This is a genomic window from Microbulbifer sp. 2205BS26-8 (genome assembly GCF_030731025.1).
Lineage (GTDB): Bacteria > Pseudomonadota > Gammaproteobacteria > Pseudomonadales > Cellvibrionaceae > Microbulbifer > Microbulbifer spongiae.
The window spans coordinates 35,736-56,282 of the sequence record NZ_JAVAMR010000025.1; the positions used below are offsets into that span (position 1 = coordinate 35,736).

14 protein-coding genes are annotated in these 20,547 nt (G+C 56.7%); 5 read left to right on the top strand and 9 right to left on the bottom strand.

Annotation, left to right across the window (positions count from 1 at the left end):
- Window positions 1-8: 8 nt before the first annotated feature.
- The 4 genes from Q5Y71_RS10110 to Q5Y71_RS10125 form a co-directional block, all read right to left on the bottom strand.
- Window positions 9-686, bottom strand: a complete 678-nt coding sequence (locus Q5Y71_RS10110; RefSeq protein WP_306042062.1) for a RimK/LysX family protein — start codon at window positions 684-686, stop codon at window positions 9-11.
- Between the two features lie 280 nt (window positions 687-966).
- Complete coding sequence (locus Q5Y71_RS10115; protein ID WP_306042063.1) at window positions 967-1,290, bottom strand: YqcC family protein; 324 nt, start codon at window positions 1,288-1,290, stop codon at window positions 967-969.
- A 74-nt stretch (window positions 1,291-1,364) separates the two neighbouring features.
- Window positions 1,365-3,503 (bottom strand): ATP-dependent DNA helicase DinG, encoded by a 2,139-nt coding sequence (dinG, locus tag Q5Y71_RS10120; protein ID WP_306042064.1) that lies wholly within the window; start codon window positions 3,501-3,503, stop codon window positions 1,365-1,367.
- 75 nt (window positions 3,504-3,578) lie between these two features.
- A complete protein-coding gene (locus tag Q5Y71_RS10125) occupies window positions 3,579-4,748 on the bottom strand; it encodes a 1-acyl-sn-glycerol-3-phosphate acyltransferase (protein ID WP_306042065.1) in 1,170 nt (389 codons plus the stop codon).
- A 317-nt stretch (window positions 4,749-5,065) separates the two neighbouring features.
- Between Q5Y71_RS10125 and nhaC the strand changes: the two genes are divergently transcribed.
- The 3 genes from nhaC to pgi all read left to right on the top strand — a co-directional run bounded on the left by nhaC (window position 5,066) and on the right by pgi (window position 10,356).
- Complete coding sequence (nhaC, locus tag Q5Y71_RS10130) at window positions 5,066-6,532, top strand: Na+/H+ antiporter NhaC (protein ID WP_306042066.1); 1,467 nt, start codon at window positions 5,066-5,068, stop codon at window positions 6,530-6,532.
- Window positions 6,533-6,552: 20 nt separating this feature from the next.
- The gene (locus Q5Y71_RS10135) at window positions 6,553-7,593 is read left to right on the top strand and encodes a DUF3549 family protein (RefSeq protein ID WP_306042067.1); all 1,041 of its coding nucleotides are present in this window, start codon (window positions 6,553-6,555) and stop codon (window positions 7,591-7,593) included.
- Between the two features lie 1,140 nt (window positions 7,594-8,733).
- Complete coding sequence (gene pgi, locus Q5Y71_RS10140) at window positions 8,734-10,356, top strand: glucose-6-phosphate isomerase (RefSeq protein ID WP_306042068.1); 1,623 nt, start codon at window positions 8,734-8,736, stop codon at window positions 10,354-10,356.
- A gap of 115 nt (window positions 10,357-10,471) precedes the next feature.
- Here the strand turns inward: pgi and Q5Y71_RS10145 are convergent, their stop codons facing one another.
- From Q5Y71_RS10145 to sbcB, 4 genes are all read right to left on the bottom strand, one after another.
- Window positions 10,472-11,236 carry a slipin family protein gene (locus Q5Y71_RS10145; protein ID WP_301414518.1) on the bottom strand — a complete coding sequence of 255 codons (765 nt, stop codon included), beginning with the start codon at window positions 11,234-11,236 and terminating at the stop codon, window positions 10,472-10,474.
- Between the two features lie 154 nt (window positions 11,237-11,390).
- Window positions 11,391-12,821 carry a nodulation protein NfeD gene (locus Q5Y71_RS10150; RefSeq protein ID WP_306042069.1) on the bottom strand — a complete coding sequence of 477 codons (1,431 nt, stop codon included), beginning with the start codon at window positions 12,819-12,821 and terminating at the stop codon, window positions 11,391-11,393.
- A gap of 164 nt (window positions 12,822-12,985) precedes the next feature.
- On the bottom strand, window positions 12,986-14,008 hold the full coding sequence (locus Q5Y71_RS10155; RefSeq protein ID WP_301414521.1) for an aspartate carbamoyltransferase: 1,023 nt from the start codon (window positions 14,006-14,008) through the stop codon (window positions 12,986-12,988).
- A gap of 112 nt (window positions 14,009-14,120) precedes the next feature.
- Entirely contained in the window at window positions 14,121-15,572 is a 1,452-nt protein-coding gene (gene sbcB / locus Q5Y71_RS10160; RefSeq protein WP_306042075.1) for an exodeoxyribonuclease I, read from the bottom strand.
- A 146-nt stretch (window positions 15,573-15,718) separates the two neighbouring features.
- Between sbcB and argS the strand changes: the two genes are divergently transcribed.
- Complete coding sequence (gene argS, locus Q5Y71_RS10165) at window positions 15,719-17,455, top strand: arginine--tRNA ligase (RefSeq protein ID WP_301414523.1); 1,737 nt, start codon at window positions 15,719-15,721, stop codon at window positions 17,453-17,455.
- Window positions 17,456-17,618: 163 nt separating this feature from the next.
- Here the strand turns inward: argS and Q5Y71_RS10170 are convergent, their stop codons facing one another.
- Window positions 17,619-18,398: a haloacid dehalogenase type II gene (locus Q5Y71_RS10170; RefSeq protein WP_306042070.1), complete on the bottom strand. Its 780-nt coding sequence runs from the start codon at window positions 18,396-18,398 to the stop codon at window positions 17,619-17,621.
- A 1,474-nt stretch (window positions 18,399-19,872) separates the two neighbouring features.
- On the opposite strand from Q5Y71_RS10170, the gene Q5Y71_RS10175 reads away from it, so the two are divergent.
- Window positions 19,873-20,142: a hypothetical protein gene (locus tag Q5Y71_RS10175; protein WP_306042071.1), complete on the top strand. Its 270-nt coding sequence runs from the start codon at window positions 19,873-19,875 to the stop codon at window positions 20,140-20,142.
- Window positions 20,143-20,547: the final 405 nt, after the last annotated feature.

The window sequence follows — 20,547 nt, forward strand, 5'->3', positions numbered from 1 at the left end:
TTAGTGGCCTACTTGTCCCCGGATATTCGGGGCTGACCCTGGACATAGCGGCGGCTCACATCGACCACTGCGGCATCTTTGAGGAAATTGCGTCCCAGCAGCATCAACGTATCCGTGCCACCTTCGTCCGTCAGGCTAACCTCTACCATGTGGGTGACATCTCCGACAGTCAGGTGCATTTCCACCACCGGGCGTCGCTGACTGGGAAAACCAATGCGCATCGCACGGATATAGCGCTTGATGGGCAGCTCAACCACACTGGGCTCTGTTTCCCCATCCCCTTGCGGAGGCATCAGTTGAATTCTGACCCAGTCCCGGCCATCGCGTTCGAAGCGGGTCAGAGCCTTAGCACGCAGGGTGGAGGTCGATGATCCTGAATCGACGATAGATTCAACCACCAGTCCGGAGGGCTCCACAGAGACATGTTCCACCGTTCCAAGCACCAACTTGTCCCTGGCAACGGGCACTTCGACTATTTTTTCAACACTTCGTTCGATGATCTTTTCAACAACCTTGGTTTCCGGCTCTGCACAAATCATAGGTACAGGCTCGGAACAGGGCACAATCTCAAGCACCGATTGTGCCGCTGGAGCGCTCTGCCGCTCCTGCTCTGGATACATCAGTGATTTACAGCCCGCCAGCAGCGAGACCGCCAACATCAACCACAGAAGGGAAGATTTCTGCATACCTAACAATTACCTCCAGCCCTGTCGGCATTCCAACCCAACGGGCGGCATGCCCACAATATCCGATATGGCAAGCGGGGGAATGTTCCGTCCGTGCCGGGCAAAAGACGGATATTAGCCTATGAGCGGCGCCAGTGAACAGGGATGTTCCAGAAGCCGGTCCACCCAAGGGCCGCAGTGTGACATACACCCGATCCCCCGCACCCTACCTGAACAGAGCCATAGGGGCGCTGCTGGTAAAAGTGGCACCCGCGTGGTATGGCACCACATCGATAACCCCTCACCTGCGTTGCAGACGCCGATCGATGGAATCCAGAATGGCCACCAGGGTCGCAGCATCGCTATTGCCCCGGAAAAATTCCTCCGCGATAGGGGCGATACCGCATTGCCGGGGCAGCGGCATCTCCTGTTTGATCAACAGTTGCATACGGGGCAAAAAAACAAACTGCAACCATTGCGGTAAAGTGAGAGTATCCACACAGAAGGGCTCACTACTGGTCAGCGCCTCGGTCGGGGGGGATTTCACCTGCCACTGTCCCAATCGGCGAAGCTCGGCTTCCAACAGCAACAATTGACTGGCAATGTCGGAATAAATTGGTTGCATAGCGCCTGGACCTCCAAACCACCGCTGTTGGGATACCGGGTGAACATCTACCGGCAATAGCGGGCAAGAAAATATTATTCGATGTTGCGGGTAAACGGTGGCAGTGAATCGAGGATCGCCTGGCCGTAACGCTTGGTCACAATGCGCCGGTCCAGCAGGGTCACGGTACCGCTATCCCCCTCGGCACGCAGCAGGCGACCACAGGCCTGTACCAGTTTCAGGGCCGCATCCGGTACCGTAATCTGCAGAAACGCATTGCCCCCCTTGGCTTCGATCCACTCCGCCAGAGCCGCCTCTATCGGATCGTCGGGTACCGCAAAGGGAAGCTTGGCAATAATCACATGGCGGCAGTAATCTCCAGGCAGGTCGAGACCCTCGGCGAAACTGGCAAGGCCAAACAGCACACTGCTACCACCGCCATCGATGACCTCGCGGTGGGCGTTCAACAGTTGCCGGCGGGACTTCTGTCCCTGCATCAGGATGCGGCTGCACCAGTTACCCGGTAGCGCTTCACTGACGGTTTCCATTTGCCGGCGCGAGGAAAACAACACCAGTGCGCCACCGGAACCCTTGAGCAACTCGGGAAGTATCTCAACCACCGCACCGGTGTGCAGATCCGCATTGCCCGCATCCACCGCGCGGGCGGGCACCCGCAAGCTGGCGCGGGAGAAATCGAAGGGGCTCGGCACCACCTGATAACTGGCATTCTCCGGAGTGCCGGCGCGCAGGCGCAAGCGATCGAATCTACCCAGTGCCGTGAGCGTGGCGGAGGTGAGCACCGCCCCGTAACAGCGCTGCCACAGACTCTGCTCAAGGGCCTTTGCGGCCAGAATCGGCGAGCTGCACACTTCATAATCCGTCGAGCCCCCCCAATCCAGCGGGGTTATCCAGCGCGCCCGCGGCAGCGTGCCATCGGTATCGGCGCGCGCGTAGTTGGCCCACAGCAGCAGATTGATCTCAGCGCGCCCGTGCCAGCTGCCCAGTTGTGGGTACCAGCGTTCCAAATCCACCACCGGCACCGGTGCGTGGGCATCTTCCAGCATCTGCTGGACAACCTGCAGCATCTTGCTGAGCAGGCTCTCCAATTCGTCAAAGTCCTCGCGCAACCTTTCCGCCATCTGCATCATGGACCCGGGCACCACGCCGCCCTTGAAGCGGTAGCGAACAGGATTCTCCCGCACGTCTTCGGACACACACAACTCCTCGACCAGAGGCCACATCAACTCCAGCCCCTGCTTGGCGGACGCCAGCACCGCCGGCAGCTGTTCGCCACAGCGATCCAGTTCGGTGCCATCGCCAATCTCACCGAGCATCTGCCCGAGCACCTTGTTGGTCTGATCCAGCCAACCGATGGAGGCACCCAAGCGGCTGTGGTGGGAGAAGTGGTCGAGGGCCTTGTCCGGCAGGTGGTGGGCCTCGTCGAGCACATAAATCGTCTCTTCCGGCGGCGGCAGTATTGCGCCACCGCCGAGAGCCAGGTCTGCCAGCAGCAGGTCGTGGTTAGCGACAATGACGCGGTTTTTACCCAGGTTTTCCCGCGCGCGGAAAAAGCTGCAATTGGTCACATGAGGACAGCGACGGCCGCTGCACTGGCGGTGATCCGTGGTGACCCGGTTCCAGTCCTCAGTTTCAATCGAATCCGGCCAGTTGTCACGATCCCCATCCCAACTGCCAGCGGCCAGGCTATCGGTCATCTGCTGGTAGAGTGTGACACTCTCCGCAGCTACCCCGGGCAACTCATCCTCGTAGAGCCCCAGGGAAAGGCCGGAGCCAGCAGCGGAAAAACTGGAGAGCAGCTGGTCCAGCTTGGACAGGCACAGGTAGCGACTGCGCCCCTTGGCCAGGGTGAATTCGAAACTGAGCCCGCTGTGGCGTGCAACCTCCGGCAGATCCTTGTCAATAATCTGCTCCTGCAGCGCCACTGTCGCAGTGGAGACCACCAGGGTTTTCTCCCGAGCCTGGGCCAGGGGGATAGCCGCAAGCAGATAGGACACCGTCTTGCCGGTGCCGGTGCCGGCCTCCACCACACAAATATGCTCGCCATCGGTTTTTTCACTGTCCCGTTCGCCACTGGCAGTTTGGATAATACCGGCGAGCGTGCGGGCGATGGCCGCCACCATCAGCTTCTGCCCGTAACGGGGCCTGTGCCCACGGCCGCACAGAAACTGGCTGTAGGCCCCTTGAATCGCGCTTTTGAGTGTATCGCTAAGCACAGGGAATGGTATCTATTTCGGTAATGATTGGGCAGGGAGCGCTATTATCCACTAACCGCCCCACCCCACCAACTGTCACTCAAAGGCGAGGCGCGAAACCACCGGATTCGCATAGGCTTGAATTGCCTTGTCACGCCAGCGCTCGTCAATCTTCTGCATACGCGCCTCGAACGCCTCCCGCATCCCTGTGTGCGCCTGCGGTTCCCAGGGTTTGGAAGGATAGCCTACCGGCAATCCCGCTACCGAGCCATAAATAAGCTCGTAGGCAATCAGATTGGTGGGGTGCAGGATGTAATTGCCCACAATCTGCCGGTCGATCTCCTCGGCCAGGCTGTTCACATCGTGAAAATCCCCCTCGATCGGAGTGCCGAAGGCTGTGTGTACATGCCCTTTGTGACCGACAACCCCTTTGGCAATAGAAGTCAGATCCTCGTTTTTGGCCTTTTTGTACTCGTCTTTATGCTCTGTTATATAGAGTTCTTTCGCCTTCTGGCCATCACAGGGGTCCCACTCATAGGAAATCGACAGCGGCACGATATGCAACTTTCTCCAGAAATCGGCGAACGGGGTGTCCCGATCCTTGGTCATCGCAAACATGGCCGCGAGCGCCGGGTTGGTGCGATCCAATCCGTCCTTGGCGCGCCCGGCGCGCTGGGCAATCCACACGTGTTCGTTGTCATTGACGATGGAGTGATAGATATAGTTGGACAGCTTGGTCGCCGCCGCCAGTTTCTGGCGACGACTGCCCGAGCTGCGCTGTACCGTGAAGCACTTATTGAGCTTCATAATGTCCGTCGCAAACTGCTTGGTCAGCAGGTTGTCACCAATCGCAATGCGGGAGGTTTCGTGCCCTTCTTTGAACATGGCCACTATGGCAAACGCGGGGTCCATGGCAATATCCCGGTGGTTGCTCACAAACAAACAGGCGCGATTGCGGGGAAGTCTGTCCAGCCCGGAAATGCTCAGACCGGCAGTGGTGCGGTTGACGATTTTATCGATGTACTTCTCGACGATTTCCTGCACTCCGTGCACATCCTTCACGTTGCGGAACTCAAAGCGCAGAAACTGGCGCACCAGCCAGGCCAGCGGGCCTTCCAGCCGCGCCAGTTTAGGGACGAGAAAGTGCGCAACGGTGTGTGACATCTCCGGATCGGCGATCAATCTGTCCAGTACAGCGCGCACTTCATCGTCCCGATAGGGGCGCATATCCTCGAATTGAGCGGGGTCTAGCTCACTTGCTCTCATGAAATCACTACCTGCCCGACCTGCCTGCGGGGTCCTGGCTCATTATGTCTTGCGGCCACCGGGTGGCCGGGATTAGTTGGCGCAGAACATACCGGAAGCATCGCCGAACTGCTAGCACCACAACCGACCCGGTGCCTGATCGGGGTGATATTTCCCCGCCACCATGACTCGGGCAAGGGGATTCTCTGCCGCCCAATGCCATTCAAAGTAGACTTCACCGCCCCAAGCCGTAAAAATAGGGGGTTCAACCGTCACCCACGGTGAAAACAACGATAACGAATGACGGCATCAGCCTCGCAGTCAAGCAGGAGTACACCTTGTCTCAAGCCAGTCCCAATTCCGAGCCGCGCACCCCCAGCCTGCTGGATGCACTGATCCCCCTGGGGATCCTGATCGCCCTCTTGTCCCTGTCCGTTTCCCTTTACGGCGCCGACTCCTCCTCTGGACCCAATCAGATCGCCCTGCTGCTGTGTGCCGGCGTGGTCGCGCTGATGGGCATGAAAAATGGGCACAGTTGGAGTGACATGGAAGGGGGCATGCTGCATGGCATCGGCCTGGTATTCGGCGCAATCCTGATTCTGCTGGCGGTGGGCGCCCTGATCGGCAGCTGGATTCTTGCCGGTACCGTACCCTCCATGATCTATTACGGGGTACAGATACTCTCACCCCAGTGGTTTTACGCCGCCAGCTGCATAATCTGCGCAGTGGTTGGACTCAGTATCGGCTCCAGTTGGACCACCGCCGGCACTCTCGGGGTTGCCCTGATGGGGATCGCCGGGGCCCTGGGCCTGTCTCCCGAAGTGACCGCCGGCGCGGTTATCTCCGGAGCCTACTTCGGCGACAAGATGTCGCCGCTGTCCGACACCACCAACGTCGCCGCAGCAGTTACCTCCAACGACCTGTTCCGGCATATCCGCCATATGATGTCCACTACCATCCCGGCATTTGTGATTGCCCTTGCGGTATTCGCCTTTATCGGCTTGACTGCCGGAGCCGGCAAGGCTTCCGCCACCGATATCGAGTTGCTGCTGGCCGCTTTGGGAACCGAATTCAATATTTCCCTCATCAGCCTGTTGCCGCTGGTGCTGTTACTGGGCATGGCCTGGCGCAAGGTACCCGCCTATCCGACTCTGATCGTCGGCGCCCTGGTGGGTTGTATTATCGCGCTGATTTTCGAGCCGGAAAGTGCCCGCCGCCTGGGTGGTGGTGAAGGTGCCCTGGCCTCCCTGAAAGGCATCTGGTACAGCCTGTTCGATGGTTATAAATCCACCTCCAGCAACGAAAACGTGGCGGACCTGCTGTCCAAGGGCGGCATGAGCAGCATGCTCAACACCGTGTGGCTGATCATTTCCGCTATGGCCTTTGGCGGCGCCATGGAACGTGCCGGATTCCTGCAGGTACTGATCAACTGGACTCTGTCACATGTGAAAACCCTGGGAGGGCTGGTGACCGCCACCGTGCTGACCTGCTTTGGCATGAATGCCGCGGCCGGTGACCAGTATATGGCGATCATAATCCCCGGCCGCATGTTCCGCGACGCCTTTGCCGAAAAGGGGCTGCACGGGCTGAACCTGTCGCGCACCCTGGAGGACTCGGGCACCATCACCTCGGTGCTGATCCCTTGGAATACCTGCGGGGCCTATATGGCCGCCACACTGGGCATCGCCACTATTGAATACCTGCCCTATGCCCTTTTTAACATCATTTGCCCATTGCTGGCGATCGCCTACGGCTGGCTGCACTTCAAGCAGATGCCAATCTCGATGACGGCCAACGCCTCCTGAACAATGCACAGCGATTACCCGTGAAAGCCCCGGGCACCCTCACCGCCCTGATTGAAGGGGCCGGTTTCCAATTGCACTGGTTCGACCTGGGCCGGCGTCTGCAGGCATTGTCCGACTCCGCTGCCGAGGCATTTGAGGCGGGGCAAGCACCCTGGCCCCACCCCTACCTGCGCCAGGCCTGGACCGGCCTGTTACTGCGACCGGTAGCGGGTGGTGAAGCCGCTGTCTGGTTTCTGCGTTTCCCTCTGGATGAACAGGGCAAACTGCAACTCGCGGCACGGGACCACCTGTTACACGCAATGACCCGGGAACTCAACTGCGGTATCCAATGCGAAGCGGCGGAGCAGTTGGACCAGTTGCTGAAACGCAGCGGGCTCCTGTACACCCCCTCCATGGAGCGCCGGGCAGTATTTCATGCCCGAACGGGGATGTTGCTAAAAAGACCGGCGAGCGCACACTACGGGCCGGTCCTCGACTACATCCGCGCACCAAAAGCCTGCCGCTGGGACACTCTGGCGTTACAGGGGATTGCCGATTTGGCGGTGCGCTGGAAGAAGGAAAAAGCGTTGCTGCTGCCCCAGATCGCCCACATTGCCTCCCCGGTATTTATCCACCTCTGTGCATGTCTAGAAAATGAGAGGATCGATCACCGGCTGGCAGAAACCATCAAAACCCGTGCTGTATCCACCCTGCACAGCGATACCCCGGACTGCGCGGTGATTACCGCTGCCGTACGCGCCTGTTCCCACTCGCCGGCAAAAGCGTTGCGGCACGCATTGCTTCTGCAACTGCTGCAAGACCCCAGCACCGCTCAAAGTGTCCAGTTGCTTGCCACCATTGGCAGTTGCTGTGTAACAGACCTGGAAAACCCCGCGCTGGCCAGGCTCTGGTTAAACGCACTGGCGCTTACGGAAAATCAGGAAACCTTCAACCGGTTGCTCTTAGACTTGCTGTTTATACCGCAAGTGCGGGCATCTTTACTGACGGTTTTGCGCGATCCGGGACGAAATGCACTGCTGGCACAGACATTTGGCCGTTTTCTGCACGGCTCCCCCCAATGAAAGGACCGCGGGTTTTCTATGCCCCCGACCGCAAGCCCGTATAGCTGCAAGCCATCCAGCAACCCACCGCACCTGGCACACAGGCTGACTTGCGGTCAAACCGATACTGAGATCCACTATCGAACATCCATAAGCCACTCGCCCTTCGAGCCCAAGCCGTTACAAATCCAAAAGCCGGATCGTCAGGCACTTTCAATTGGCCCGGCAACTTGAAAGTGTTAACAATACCCATGACTTTCAAACGGTAAAAAAATCCGACATCACGGGCAAAAAATAAATTCCAACGCCAAAAAAAGGGAAAAAACCGGTTTTTTCCGCACCAAAGCGCAATAAACTGGCACAGCTTTTTTCCAGACTTTGCCCCTGGCAGCTATTTAAACCCTGCGCCTATTACACTTCATCAGACGGTATCTTTGTAGAGCATTTTACAAAGCTGACCAACAGATGACGTTTTATTGGCTATGCTAATGGCTAACATCAACGGAAAGGAGTTAGGGGATGAATTTCACTCCAGCCAAGTACTTAATCGGAATTATCAGTGCACTGGTTCTGGCAGGTTGCTGTAGCCCACCGGCACCTCCAGCTTACTGCCCTCCGGGCGCTGAACAAATTCCTCTTTCAATGGCCTGCCCTGCAGATGCTGACTGCTGGATGGCTTCAGACAGAGTACGCTGCATGAAAGTGGTGAAGTAAGATCACTTTCAAGCAGAACCAGTGTGGTGATTCATACTAAATACGGTTTTGGTCAAAACGGGGCGCTTTGATACACAGGCCCCGCAAGCACTATTTAGTATGAATCACCGCCAGATGCCGCTTTCTCAAGCGGCATTTGTCTTTTGGACGAACCATTCTTATTATCCCAGCCAGCAAACGGACCGTCGGGATAATGCCATACCGGTACGCGCTGCTACAGGCTGACATGGGCTTTTGGCTTTAAAGCCATTTCGCACCGTTGCGCAGATATTTTATAGGCGGCAATCGCGGGTGCCATCTTCTGTAATATACTGTAGCCTCTCAGGCCCTGTGCCGGCGCGGGAAATGCGTTAGCATTGGCGCCCCCTTTAAGATACAACCCCTACAGTTTTTGCTGGCTTGATACCCGCGATAAGAAACCGCTGACAGAGTTAACCACCCATTGCCATGACAAGTGAAAGCCTGGCGCTGAATCGCGCCACAGACATACGACAGTTGCGATCCCATTACGAACAACACAAGTGGTCCCTGCGCAAGCTTTTCTCCACCGACCCAGACCGCGCTGCACACTTTAGCCTGGAAGCTGCAGGGATCTACCTGGACTACAGTAAAAACCATTTGCGCAGGGATACTCTGCAACTATTGCTGGATTACGCCGCAGACCAGCAGTTAAACGATCAAATCGCCGCGCTGCTCAGTGGAGCCATTGTCAACAATACCGAGCATCGTCCGGCCCTGCACACCGCCCTGCGCTTTCAGGGGCAGCCGCAAACCGAACACGAGCGCGCCGTGGAGGATTGCCGCACACAAATGCGACAGTTCTCCGAGAGCATCCACCAGCAAACCTGGCGGGGTTTTAACGGCAACCCCATTCGCCATATTGTCCATATTGGCATCGGTGGCTCCGATCTCGGCCCGCGCATGGTGGTGGAGGCGCTGCATCCCTGGCACAAAGCGCATCTTCAGGTACATTTTGTGGCGAATATTGACGGTGCCGATCTGGGCGATACCCTCGTGAATCTGAACCCACAGGAAACCCTGTTTATTGTGGCCTCGAAGTCTTTTTCCACCCTGGAAACCCGCGAGAATGCCCTGTCCGCGCGCCGCTGGATTCTGGCCGGTGGCTGCACCGAAAAGCAACTCGCCAAACACTTTGTTGCGGTGAGCAGCAATGTGGTTGCCGCCCAGGATTTCGGGATCGCTCCCGAGAATATTTTTCCCATGTGGAGCTGGGTAGGCGGGCGTTATTCGCTCTGGTCTGCGATCGGACTGCCGATCGTATTGGCCTGCGGTTACGAGGTCTTCGAGCAGTTACTGCAGGGCGCTCACGCAATGGACCAGCACTTTGCCACCACGCCACTGAAGCACAATCTGCCGGTGATCATGGCACTTGTCCACTTCTGGTACCGCCAGTGCTGGCACACGGGCAGCCAGGTGGTGCTTCCCTATGCACAGCGACTGGCCAGGCTCCCCGCCTGGCTGCAGCAGCTGGACATGGAGAGCCTGGGTAAAAGTGTGGATAGAAGCGGACGGGAACTGGACTACCCCAGCGGGAGCGTGCTCTGGGGCACAGAGGGCAGCAACGGACAGCACTCCTTCCACCAATTGCTGCATCAGGGGACCGATCTAATCCCCGCGGATTTTATTGCCGTCAAGGCTCCAACCTCGCAATTGCACGCGCAACACCGCTGGCTGCTGGCCTGTTGTATCAGCCAGAGCCAAGCCCTCTTGCAAGGGAAGTCCCTGTACCAGGCCCGCCAGGAACTGGAGGAGGCCGGTTATACCCACCGCGAGGCCCACGCCCTAGCGCCCCACAAGGTGATTCCGGGCAACCGCCCCAGCAACACCCTGATTCTGGAAAAGCTGGACCCCCACCACCTGGGAACCCTGCTGGCACTTTACGAGCACAAGGTCTATGTGGGCGGCTGCCTGCTGGGTATCAATCCCTTTGATCAATGGGGGGTGGAACTGGGCAAACAACTGAGCTCAAAAATCTACAGTGCCGCCGGTGGCGCGGTGCCCGAGGACTGGGACAGTTCAACCCGCAGCCTGATGGAAAAGCTGTTGTAAGCAGCTTTTACCGATCCAAAAGATACAAAAAAAGCCGTAGGTGGAATACGGCTTCCTTAATCCAACCTTTTTTGTATCGGGCCACCCGGTACGTGAAGACTGCAGGTTGACCGCACTAAGTGCCGGACGCCCTCCCGCGTTTCAAAAGCGGTTCAATCAGATCCAGCGGCAGGGGGAACACCAGTGTGGAACTGTTGTTCGCCCCGGCAATATCGATCATAGTCTGCATATAGCGCAGGGTAATCGCGTTGGCATTCTTGGACAGTTGATCGGCCGCTTCGGTGAGTTTCAGCGCGGCCTGGGCCTCCCCTTCCGCATGGATGACCTTGGCCCGCCGCGCGCGCTCGGCCTCCGCCTGCTGGGCTATCGCGCGCACCATGCTTTCATCGAGATCAATATGCTTGATCTCCACATTGGTGACCTTAACCCCCCAGGCATCTGTCTGCTCATCCAGAATATTCTGTATATCCACATTCAGCTTGTCCCGTTCGGACAGCATTTCATCCAGTTCGTGTTTGCCCAGCACCGAACGCAGGGTTGTCTGAGACAACTGGCTTACCGCTTCGTGATAGTACTCCACATTGATAATGGCAGACTGCGGATTGATCACCCGGTAGTACACCACAGCATTCACTTTCACCGAAACGTTATCGCGACTGATGACATCCTGGGTGGGCACATCCATCACCACAGTGCGCAAATCCACCCGCTCCATGGTCTGGATAATGGGGATAATAATGATCAGGCCCGGCCCCTTGACCGTTTGGAAACGACCGAGAAAAAACACCACTGCCCGTTCATACTCCCGCAAAATGCGGATGGCATACATCAACAGCAGTACCACTGCCAATGCCAGCAGCCCAATAAAATAGCTGACCATTTTATATCTCCCTATGTTTTCTCATCGAACTCAGCTGACACCAACGGACAGACCGCAACCAGGCGCCTCTCTATGGAACCGGCGCGCCATCCACTATCCCATTGCCGCTCTTATGGGAAGACTTGCCCGCCGAATCTCTACTACAGAAAATTGTCTAACAGGCTTCCACAGACAGCAGTAAACCCTGTTGGGCGATAACGCGCACCTGCTGCCCGGGCTCCAGGCTATCCTCACTCTTTGCCCGCCAAATTTCCCCATCCAGATGCACGAGGATTTCCGACGGCTGCACATCACTGACCACCGCTGTGCGCCCCACCAGTGCCTGCTCTATGGGAACCCGCGGTTTGCGCAGACTCCTGCGCACCGCCATTAAAAAAATCAGCAGGAACAATCCACTCACGCCGGCAATGGCACCAATCAGCTTGCGAGACACCTGCATGCCCGGTACATCGGTGTCAATCAACATGACAGAACCAATCACCAACGCAACGACCCCGCCTATACCCAGGGCACCAAAACTCGGCATAAAGAGCTCTGCCACAATCAACAGAGCCCCGACAATGATCAATGCCAAGCCAGCGTAGTTCACCGGCAATACCTGCAGGGCATAAAATGCCAACAACAGACAGATGACCCCGACAATGCCCGGTACAAAGGCACCGGGACTGTAGCCCTCAAAAATCAAGCCATAGATACCGATCAACAGCAGGATATAGGCCACTTGTGGATTGGTAATCAGCGCCAGCAACTCATTGCGCCAGTCCGGTTCATAGCTTTCAATAGGCAGTTCGGCCACATCAGAGGAAATCGTCTCCTCTCCGGCATCGAGCAGTACTGTGCGCCCTGCAATCTGCTGCAACAAATCCTGATCGTTCTTGGCCACAATATCGATAACGTGCATTTCCAGTGCCTCAGAGGCAGTCAGGGTCGCCGCCTCGCGCACTGCTTTCTCCGCCCAATCGGCGTTGCGTCCGTGGCGCTGCGCCAGACCCCGGATAAAGGCCACAGAATCATTGATCACCTTGCGTTCCATGGCAGTGCCGCTCAGCGGCTTCTCCTCCTTGTCCCCCTCACTGTCTTCGTCGTTTTCCCGCTCCTTTTCTTTCTCCTGTGGCTGTTCACGCTCCCCGGGTTTCCCCCCCGGAGTGGGTGTTCCCGGAGGTCCACCAATCTGTACCGGTGTTGCAGCCCCCAGGGTGGTGGCCGGGGCCATCGCTGCGATTTGGCTGGCATAGAGGATATAGGTACCGGCACTGGCAGCGCGCGCGCCGGAGGGGTACACATAGGTGGCAACAGGGATCGGGGAGGAGAGGATATGCTGGATAATATCGCGGGAAGCGGCATCGAGACCGCCCGGGGTATCGATATGTACAAGAATAAGTTGCGCGCCGCGCGCCTGTGCTTCCTCCGTCGCGCGTGTAAAGTAATCGGTGGTGGCGGGGCCTATAGCGCCGCTGATTGACATAAGGGCAACGTGGGGAAAGGGTTCCTCCTGAGCGCTACTTCCGGCAACCAATAGGGCGAGAAACAGCGCCAGGGTGGCGACACTGCGCAAGAATACCGCAGGCGAAATCTGGTGCAACATGCAGCTTCCCCGGATGCGATTGCGCAGGCGGCCCGGCCGGCACAGGCAACGCCGGCGCGGAAGGGCTGCGCTTGACCCCTGCCACAACAACCAAAGCCCGTTGAAGTCGGGCCCATGTCATCAGGTTAACAGAAATACGCGATAGAATCCGGAAACAAATTCCGTTACGGTAATACCGGATTGCGGCGACTATGCCAGCGCACTTCGTGGGCGTATTGGTGTACCTTGCCTTCCACCCCCAGAAGCAATGCAAACAGCGCCATGCGTACCAACAGGCCATTATCCGTCTGACGAAAAATGGCCAGGCTCGGATGCTCGTTCAAATCGGTATCCAGCTCATTGGCCTCGGCGCGGGAATCCCGTGGCAGCGGATGCATAATAACCGTGTTGGGCTGCGCGAAGCGGGTGAAAATTTCCCGGTTCAGGCGGAAGCGGCCGCGGTAGAGGTTGGCCTCCGCCTGGGAGGCGAAGCGTTCCTCCTGAATGCGGGTGGAATAAACGATATTCACATCTGCTATGGAAGTCTCCAACTGGTCGGTTACCGTCACCCGATGACCAGCGGCACACAATTTTTCCACCACCGCTTCCGGCATCGCCAGCTCCGGTGGCGACACCAGCACCACCCGCACCTTGCCAAACAGACACAACAGCTTGCACAGGGAGTGCACGGTGCGGCCGTGCTTGAGATCGCCGATCATAGCGATTCGGAAATCGTCCAAAGTGCGAGTCTGTGCAGCCAGCTCTTTGCGGATGGTATAGAGATCCAGCAGTGCCTGAGTCGGGTGTTCATTGGCACCGTCGCCACCGTTGACCACCGGCACCCGGCTCGCAGCAGCAAACTCCGCCACAGAGCCCGCTTGCGGATGGCGCATGCAGATCACATCACTGTAACCGGACAACACCCGCGCCGTATCGTATAGGGATTCCCCCTTGGCCATGGCACTGGCGGTAATGCCCACGGTTTCACGCACGGTACCGCCGAGCAGGTTAAAGGCAGCGCCGAAGCTGAGCCGGGTGCGGGTGCTCGGCTCCATAAACATATTGCCGAGGATCGCCCCCTCCAGCACCCGGGTCACTTTTTCACGGCGGGCATAGGGGTTCATAGCATCGGCCACATCGAAAACGCGCTCTATATCGGCGCGCTCGAACTGGCTGACGGAGAGAATATTGGCTCCGATAAAGTCCATGATGACTCCGTGGGTTGTGCCTTGTGGGCGCCAAATTATTGCGAGCGGGATTTTACTCAGGCACCGTCACAGAGCCCAGCCCGGAAACAGTCTCTGGCGGAAATCAACCCCTTCAAGCCAACAGGTTATCGCCCCAGTTCTCCAGTTCAGCGATCAGCGCAGCCCGCTCCGGATGCTGCGCGCGCAATTCGCTGAGCTGGCGGAAGTAGGTCTCCAGCGTAATGGAAGCCCCCGCAGCGGGTTCGGTCAGGCGCCGGAAGCACCATATCTGCCAGCGCTGCTGCTCCTGGTCGGACAAGGTCTCCGGGAAGTTGCGCGCACGCAGACGGAACAACAATTCCGGCAGGCGCTGATCGCTGAAGGGCACCTCGTCGGCCAGAGCCGCCGGCCCGCGCTCAGCGAGGTTGCGATGCAGCTCGCGGCACAGATCCCGATCGGCATCACTGAGGAATCCGCTGTAGAGAGCCCCCTCGACATCGCGCTCGGGGAAATGTTGATCGAGATACACTTTGTGCAGTTTTTTTGTGAGATCGACATTGCGCAGCTTTTGCCAGTTGGCTTCGCAGGCGGTGCGGTCAATACCCAACTCCCCTGCACGCTTGTCACTGAGCATGTTCGCCGGGGCCACTACCGGGCACTTGTTCAGGTGGATCAGCTTGAGCCCCACCGGCAGCTCGCCCTCGCCAAGCTGGTCACGGGCAGTGTAAAGCCGCTCCCCCAGCGCGTCCGCATCCAGGTTAAACAGCGGCTCCGGGTCCATGGCCAGGTTGGCGGCAATAATGGCATTGCGGTTCACCGGATGGCTGGCCAGCGGCATCACATAGGTCAAATGGCCATGGCTGGCGGAAACCTTGCCGGAGATATGCAGCAGCGGGCGGCGCTCGCACATATCAATCAACTTGCTCACCACCTGCTTGCGGCGCAGGCGGAAGACATAATCATACAGTTTGGGCTGCTGCTTGCGCACCAGCCGCGCCAAATCAATAGTGGCGTGGACATCCGACAGGGCATCGTGGGCGCCCTCATGGGCAATACCATTGGCAGCCGTCAGCTCCTGCAGGCGAAAAGACGGCGCGCCGTCCTCCCGGTTTGGCCACTGGATACCCTCCGGGCGCAGGGCATAGGTAAGGCGCACCATATCGATAATATCCCAGCGACTGTTGCCGCAGCGCCACTCGCGCTCATAGGGATCGAGCAGGTTGCGATACAGCGTGTAGCGGGTGACTTCGTCATCAAAACGCAAGCTGTTGTAACCCACACCGCAAGTACCCGGGGCGCCCAGCTCGGCGAGAATGCGCTGGATAAATTCAATTTCCGGCACCCCCTTGGCCAGCGCGCTCTGGGGGCTGATGCCGGTAACCAGACTGGCTGCGGGCTGCGGCAGGCAGTCCGCCGCAGGGCGGCAGTACAGCATCAGCGGCTCGCCGATAATCGTGAGTGCTTCGTCGGTTCGGATACCGGCAAACTGCGCCGGCTTGTCCACACTCGGGTCTGTGCCCCAGGTTTCATAATCGTGCCAGTAAAGAGTGCTTGAACTCACGCTACCTCCATCATTTGGCGGCATCATACCATCCACTGCCACAGCATCTGGACACCTGTATCGAGATTTGGCTGATAGACGGTCATCATCCCCGGCAAGCATTGGTTGCAAAGCCGCCAGCGCCGATTAAAATTCGGCGTTTCCCCGAATGTAAGACAGCGTTTCCCCCTATGAATATTCGCCAACGCCTCTCCGATCAATTCCAGGCCGCCATGATCGCCGCCGGTATTCCCGAAGACTGCGGCCCCGTCGTGGCACCTGCGAAGAAAGCCGGATTTGGCGACTACCAGGCCAACGGTGCCATGGCCGCCGCCAAGCGCATGGGCACCAACCCCCGCGAGCTGGCCAGCAGGATCCTCGAGCAGCTGGACAAGGGGGAGATGATTGAGAGAGTCGAGATCGCCGGCCCCGGTTTTATGAACATTCACCTGAGTGAGCCGTGGCTGGGTCGGCAACTGGCTATTGCCAAAGGGGATAAGCGCCTGAATATCGCCCCGGTGGCAGAACCAAGGACCGTGGTGATCGACTATTCCAGCCCCAACCTGGCCAAGGAAATGCATGTGGGCCACCTGCGCACCACGATTATTGGTGATGCCCTGGCGCGCCTGCTGGAATTCCAGGGTCACACAGTGATTCGACAGAACCATATGGGCGACTGGGGCACCCAGTTCGGCATGTTACTGGCGCATCTGTCCGACAAGCTGGCCGATAGCAATGCGGAAGTGGCGCTGGCCGACCTGGAGGTTTTCTACCGGGAAGCCAAGGTGCGCTTTGACGACGAGGAGGGCTTCGCCGACCGCGCGCGCGATTATGTGGTGCAACTGCAAGGCGGCGACGAACAGTGCCTGAAGCTGTGGAAACAGTTTATCACTGTCTCCATCAGCCACTGCGAGGACATCTACTCCAGGCTGAATGTCACCCTCAAACACAGAGACATTTACGCTGAGAGCGAGTACAACGACGACCTGCCGGTACTGGTGAAAGAACTGCTGGATAACGGCATCGCCGTGGAAGATCAGGGCGCCATCGTGGTATTTCTGGAAGAGATGGCCGATAAAGAGGGCAACCCCAGCCCGATGATAATCCAGAAAAAAGGCGGCGGTTACCTGTACGCCACCACCGACCTGGCCGCCATCCGCTACCGCGCCAACCAGCTCAAGGCCGATCGCATGCTCTACGTGGTGGATGCGCGCCAGTCCCTGCACTTGCAACAGGCGTTCACCGCTTCGCGCAAAGCGGGTTTTGTGGCGGAATCCGTTGCCCTGGAGCACTGCACATTCGGCACCATGATGGGCAACGACGGCAAGCCGTTTAAAACCCGTACCGGCGGCACGGTAAAACTGGCAGCCCTGCTGGACGAAGCGGTGGAGCGTGCGGAAAAGCTGGTGGCCGGGAAAAACCCCCAGTTGGATGCAAACACCTGTGCAGAGATCGCCCGCAAGGTAGGTATCGGCGCGGTGAAATATGCCGACCTGAGCAAGACCCGCACCAACGACTACCTCTTCAACTGGGAATCCATGCTCAGCTTCGAGGGCAACACCGCCCCCTACCTGCAGTACGCTTATACCCGTGTGCGCAGTATTTTCCGCAAAGCCGGTATTGCGCCAAGCGAGCTGCAGGGCGAAATCCTGCTGGAAACAGCGGAAGAACGCGCCCTGGGCATCAAACTGGCCCAGTTTGGTGAAGTGCTGGACCAGGTGGCCAAAGACACCTTCCCACACGTGTTGTGTACCTACCTGTACGAGCTGGCCAGTACCTATATGCGCTTCTACGAAGCCTGTCCGGTGCTGAAAGAAGGCGTGGGCGAAAAACACCGGCAAAGCCGCCTGCAGTTATGTGCACTGGTAGCCCGCACCATCGCTACCGGTCTTGACCTGCTTGGTATTGAAGTGATGGAGCAGATGTAGTTGTCTCTGCCAGGCTTCAGTGCCAAAAACCTATTGCGGGGCAGGAGCTAAACCAACTCTTCATCGGCTCAGTGGTAGTAATTAACGACCGGGCTAATAGGTGCAAATCAACAACTTTGGCATACGGAGTTTCTCGAGAGGCAATTGCATAAAAATTACACTATTAATTTTTTTCGGGTATGCCGACAATACTTATCATCTCTTTTAAATTTTTAACAACATGGTCGGGCTTTGACATAAATGGATACAGTGGCTTACCTGGGCGGGCGACAAAAACCGTTTGCAGACCCACATTTTTTGCCCCCATCAAATCCCAGGCGTGCGCCGCCACCATCATGGCCTCTGCGGGCTGCACACCAAGGTCCTTCAGTACCAGTCGATACGTATCGGGATGGGGTTTGTACTTCCGTATGGCTTCCACACTGTAGCTTTTGTCAAAAAAATCACTCAGTCCGGCATGTTTGAGCTGCTTTTCCACCCCCTTGAAAGAGGAGTTTGTCAGGCTGACGATCTTGTAGTCCCCCTTTGACAAAGTCGCCAAGCCAGGTGCCACATCCGCATGTGGTGGCAGTGAGCCCAGCGGCGTGACGATGGCATTTTTGGCTTGTGCATAGGTGAGCTTAATACCCTGTGTTTCAGCGACCATCATTAGTGCGGCAGTACCGATTTCACCAAAGTCGTGATATGTATCACTGAGGGTTTCCACTAGTGAATAATGCAGCATGGTTGTAAACCACAGCGGCAGCAGATCTTCGCGTTCCCCTAAAATTTTAGCAACAGATCGCCTGACAGGCTCGAGATCCAAAAGCGTTTCATTAATATCAAAAATAATCACTTTTGGCTTGGTTGTGACACCGGTTGCAAGAGATTGAGCGGGAATTGCATAGGTTGTCATAGAAAAAATCACCCACAACATTGTGTAATAGAACTTCCAGTTCACCACAAGGCACCTCCGGCATCGGTTGAAAATTTTCACAGATATTGATAATTCTGAATCATAGCTTTGTCTCCTCAACGCTTATTGTTTAATTCTGATATATTTTCGATTGTTCAATCACATCGCCGAATGTGACAGCATAGTGGAACTATGCGCCACAGGATTGGCATCACCATCTGCCGATATCAATCTGCGTAAAGGCGGCAGGCATGTCACCCGCATAGAAGTGTATGACAATTCCACTGGCTTTTCGCAAACCTCTCATTTTTGGATGTATGATCATGTTTTCTTTTGATTATTAACGTGGCGGCTAACTAGTTCTTTTTACTACTTATTTAATCGAGCGATGCACAAAGTAGGATGCTACATGCGCAGGCTTCTTGTTTAACCTCTTCATGTAAGAAACCACGGTGCTTTTCAACTTCATCTTTATATCCATTCGGACATCGTACAGGATGATATAGACATTGGATAAATAGTGATTTAACGCGGAGTACATTCCGAGACAGTGCTCATAAAGTTACAGGTCTCAGCTTACCGAATAGTTAAGGGAGTTCACCAGACAAGTATCAGCAGAGCCGCACCCTTCGCATGTTTGACTCACAACAAGTTGCTCGTATCTGTGGCGGAGGTTAGGTGTAAGCATCACGGAGAATTCTTTGAGAGTAAAAACATCATCAATGGTTAACGTGTCGGCTGTTCAAGCGTGGCCGTTTGCCAAAAAGAGCCGTACTCTGCTTTATATCACCAACGGCGATTCATGAAAACACGCCGTCCGAAGTGTGATTTCACCTGGATATCCCATATCGAACAAGCCCTGAATGCCCTGGGAATGGTTTGCTGATGCCCTGATGTACCACAAATGGCTATGTAGCCGGAGGAAACGCAACTTGCTGTCGCCTAAAGCTTCAGATTGATTGCAGTCTTTGCAAAAAGCGCATACCGTAGGTCTGCTGCCCTAGGGCCCAGCCGCTTTGCCGGCGCAGTCAAAGAATAATAAACAGATAAACCATACCGCAACGATCATTATTCATCCCACGAGCGCCCCGTAACCCCAACGCTCGCAGGTAATCCATACACAATTAAACCAACAAAGAAGGACCGCATCATGACCGCGTAAATGATAGAAAAACGCCACCCCCCGGTGCACGAACACCGAGGAATGGCTAACCCCAATAGATAAACAAGCTATCTAGCGAGGCTGTCTTGAATGATACGCCATACACTCGTTCGTCTTCAATAAAGGTCTTTTTGAAGGCGGGTTTTCCGGGTCACTCCTGCCCCCGGCGGCGGAGTGTGCTGTGGCGTTGCGTGATGATTGGTGTGGTCTTTTACTTCAGCCGCGCACCGCCTCTCTGGCTGCGCATCCTGCACTTTGCACTTTGCTTTTTCCCACAAGGACTACGCCTGCGGCGAGAGAAACGGCGCTATGGGCTTTTGCCGGGCGCTTCTGCCACAGGCGACTCAAGGAGCTTATAAAATGCCTATATTACCCTGTCGATTATTTCAGCCGGTGGAGCTGGGGGATTATTTTACCTTCACGCTGGTCGCCATCAAAGAGAACGCCGTAGACCTGCATATTGCGCCCGGTAGGGGTAACCAGGTGATGCGAGCTGTACGATTCCTGCAATGGTTGGACGAAGCCTACCCACTGGACAAAGCCTGTGCGCTGGAGGAGGGCCCAATCGAGCAGCCCCCAGCCATCATCAGGCCATTCAAAAGGCAACCCGATAAAAAGACGGAGCGCTGAAAGCAACAGCGGGCGCCGCTGGAGTCTGTGCAGCCCTGAGCAGTATCACAAGTACTTGCCTTCCTTCGCGGTTACTGCGGGGGAGGCAAGCACAAACCGGCAACCTTTCGCTCCGTATTGTGCCGCCGTAGGTGCGCAAGGCCTAATCGCTGCAGGCGGCGCTGCCGTGGCTGTACCGAAAAGTGTGTCAACAGGCAAGAGGGCGGACGCCCTGGCGAGGCCCATGCCTGAACTAATGATCGCATACGAGCGGGAATTTCGGTCACTGCGACTGTTATTTTGGCAGAGAGACAAATTCCTCCTGAAAATCAATAAATACCGGGTCTGGATGCAGTAATAATCCTGAAATACCGGTCATAATGATCATTTTTCCTTATAGGACATTAGTGCCAAGTTTATTTACAA